Origin of the sequence: Thermosipho globiformans (genome assembly GCF_003990895.1) — a bacterium.
GTDB lineage: Bacteria > Thermotogota > Thermotogae > Thermotogales > Fervidobacteriaceae > Thermosipho > Thermosipho japonicus.
This window is the reverse complement of record NZ_BHXD01000030.1, coordinates 1-2,623: the sequence shown is the minus strand read 5'-3', so window position 1 is coordinate 2,623 and position 2,623 is coordinate 1. Positions and strand designations below refer to the sequence as shown.

At 58.5% G+C, this 2,623-nt stretch carries 1 rRNA gene; it reads right to left on the bottom strand.

The features are described 5' to 3' along the window. Window positions 1–2,623: ribosomal RNA gene (locus tag EO083_RS09640) — 23S ribosomal RNA — on the bottom strand; the annotation flags it as partial.

The following is a 2,623-nucleotide window of genomic DNA, read 5'->3' as shown; positions in this document are numbered from 1 at the left end:
CTGCGCTTCTACCACCGGCCTATCAAGGTCCTCTTCTCGAACCGGCCTTACTCCCTTATCGGGATGGGAGGTCTCATCTTGGGGCGTGTTTCCCGCTTAGATGCTTTCAGCGGTTATCACTTAGGAGCGTAGCTACCCGGCGTATGCCCTTGGCAAGACAGCCGGTACACCAGAGGCTCCCTCACCCAGGTCCTCTCGTACAATGGGCGAGCCCCCTCAAACCTCCTACGCCCGCAGCAGATAGGGACCGACCTGTCTCACGACGGTCTGAACCCAGCTCACGTACCCCTTTAATAGGCGAACAGCCTAACCCTTGGGACCTGCTTCAGCCCCAGGATGGGATGAGCCGACATCGAGGTGCCGATCCTTGCCGTCGATGTGAACTCTCGGGCAAGACTAGCCTGTTATCCCCGGGGTAACTTTTGTCCGTTGATCGACGACCCTTCCACTCGGAGTCGCCGGGTCACTAGGACCGGGTTTCCCCTCTGCTCGACCCGTCGGTCTCGCAGTCAGCCCGGCTTATGCCCTTGCACTCTTCGGTGGATTTCCAACCCACCTGAGCCGAGCTTTGCGCGCCTCCGTTACTCTTTAGGAGGCGACCGCCCCAGTCAAACTACCCACCTGGCACTGTCCCTCGACTGCTCTTCACAGTCTAAGGTTAGAACTCCGGTACACCGAGGGTGGTATCCCACCGACGGCTCCCCCGACCCTGGCGAGCCGGGTTCTTCGCCTCCCACCTATCCTGTACACGATGCACCAAAGCCCAATACCAGGCTGCAGTAAAGCTCCACGGGGTCTTTCCGTCTAGCTGCGGGTACTGGGCATCTTCACCCAGATTGAAATTTCGCCGGGTCCCCTGCCGAGACAGTGCCCCAGTCGTTACGCCATTCATGCAGGTCGGAACTTACCCGACAAGGAATTTCGCTACCTTAGGACCGTTATAGTTACGGCCGCCGTTTACCGGGGCTTCGGTTCGGTGCTTTCACACCTCCCCTTAACCTTCCGGCACTGGGCAGGCGTCAGTCCCTATACTTCCTCTTACGAGTTCGCAGAGACCTGTGTTTTTGGTAAACAGTCGCCAGGGCCTTGTCTCTGCAACCGCCTCGGCCTCCCCCAGTTTCCAGGTTGCCCTTTCCCCTGGGTTCAACCTACCGCGGCACCCCTTCTCCCGAAGTTACGGGGTCAATTTGCCGAGTTCCTTGGCAAGGGTTATCCCGCTCCCCTTAGCTTTCTCAGCCCGCCTACCTGTGTCGGTTTGCGGAACGGGCACCTGTATATCAGTATGCGAGGTTTTTCTCGGCAGTGTGGGATCAGCTCCGTTGGACCATTCGGTCCTCCCCTTCACGGCTCAGCTCAGCTGGCGGATTTGCCTACCAGCCTCTTCGCCTAACCGCTTGGAAGGCCTTGCCACTTGACCTCGGTGCCTACCCTCCTGCGTCACCCCCCATACTGTAGATATACAGGTGGTACCGGAATATTAACCGGTTTCCCATCGGCTACCCCTCTCGGGTTCACCTTAGGTCCCGACTAACCCTGGGCGGACGACCCTTCCCCAGGTACCCTTAGGCTTTCGGGGGGAGAGATTCTCACTCTCCTCTCGCTTACTCATGCCTGGATTCTCACTTCCGCTTCGTCCAGCAGCTCTCTCGAGTCTGCCTTCACCCTACCGCGGAACGCTCCCCTACCACCAGCCTTACGGCTGATCCGCGGCTTCGGGGGATGGCTTCAGCCCCGTTACATTTTCGGCGCTGTGCGTCTCGACCGGTGAGCTGTTACGCACTCTTTAAATGATGGCTGCTTCTAAGCCAACATCCCGGTTGTCTAAGACGCACAACATCCTTCCACACTTAGCCATCTCTCCGGGCCCTTAGCCGACGGTCTGGGTTGTTCCCCTCTCGTCTGTGGAGCTTATCCCCCACAGGCTCACTCCCGAGATTTGTGTACTGGGATTCGGAGTTTGACAGGGGTTGGAGGTCGCCCCCCTAGCCCTATCAGTGCTCTACCCCCAGTACAGACCTCTCGAGGCTGCACCTAAATGCATTTCGGGGAGAACCAGCTATCACCGGGTTCGGTTAGCTTTTCACTCCTACCCACAGCTCATCCGAGGATGTCTCACGATCCACCGGTTCGGGCCTCCAGTAGGTTTTACCCTACCTTCACCCTGGCCATGGGTAGCTCACCCGGCTTCGGGCCTGTCGTATCTGACTATACGCCCTCTTCGGACTCGCTTTCGCTTCGGCTCCACCTCTCCCGGCTTAACCTCGCCAGATACGACAACTCCCAGGCTCATTAATCAAAAGGCACGCCGTCACCCACATAAGCAGGCTCCGACTTCTTGTAGGCACGCAGTTTCAGGTCTCTTTCACTCCCCTTCCGGGGTGCTTTTCACCTTTCCCTCACGGTACTGGTTGCGCTATCGGTCGGCAGGGAGTATTTAGCCTTGGAGGGTGGTCCCCCCTGATTCCCACGGGATTCCTCGTGCCCCGTGGTACTCGGGATCAAGCCCCAGGGAGTCCTTACCCTTTCGCCTACGGGACTTTCACCCTCTCCGGTTGGCCTTCCCAGACCATTCGGCTAGAGTAAGGATTTGTAACTCCCCGGCTTACGCCCGGACTTGTCCCAC